Source organism: Pseudomonas sp. BS-2016, assembly GCF_001806145.1.
In the GTDB taxonomy this organism is placed as follows: Bacteria; Pseudomonadota; Gammaproteobacteria; order Pseudomonadales; family Pseudomonadaceae; genus Aquipseudomonas; species Aquipseudomonas lundensis.
In genome coordinates, this window is the sequence record NZ_MLCT01000048.1 from 1 (window position 1) to 539 (window position 539).

Here is a 539-nt window from a genome sequence, read left to right on the forward strand (position 1 = left end):
AGTAACATCGACGGCACGATCACTGCCCTGTGTCGCCAGTTTCAGGGCATGAGCGGGGTCAAGCTCACGGTGCGGCAGACCTACGCCAAGTACCTTGACGCGGCGAACTTTCCCGAGGGCAACCCGGGGGCCAGCAGCATGGAGAAGCTGGACATCTCCTACATCAACCAGGTGACCAGTTTGCTGCGCGAGGAGGTGGTGTTTTCCTTGGCGCCGCCCACTGCCGTGAAAGGGCAGAAGCTCCCCGGCGGCCTGATCATGAACCGCTGCGAGTGGTGCCTGTGGGGCGAGTATCGCGGGCCGGACTGCAACTACACCGGTATCAAGATGTTCGACCTCGACGGTAATCCAGTGGATGACCCTGCGCTTGATCGTTGCGGCGGTCGCCCGAGTGATTGCGAGATACGGCACGGGCGCGGCAATCCGCTGCCATTTGGCGGGGTGCCAGGCGCTTCGCTGATTGGATAGGTAACCCATGAACAAAACGATGCTGAAACAGATTCAGGCCCACGCGGCCGCTGAATTTCCCAAAGAAAGCT

At 60.7% G+C, this 539-nt stretch carries 1 protein-coding gene; it reads left to right on the forward strand.

Annotated elements, in window-relative coordinates:
* Positions 1–468, forward strand: a 468-nt coding sequence (locus BKD70_RS22090; protein ID WP_070415396.1) for a phage minor tail protein L, incomplete at its 5' end; no start/stop codon positions are given.
* Positions 469–539 lie beyond the last annotated feature (71 nt).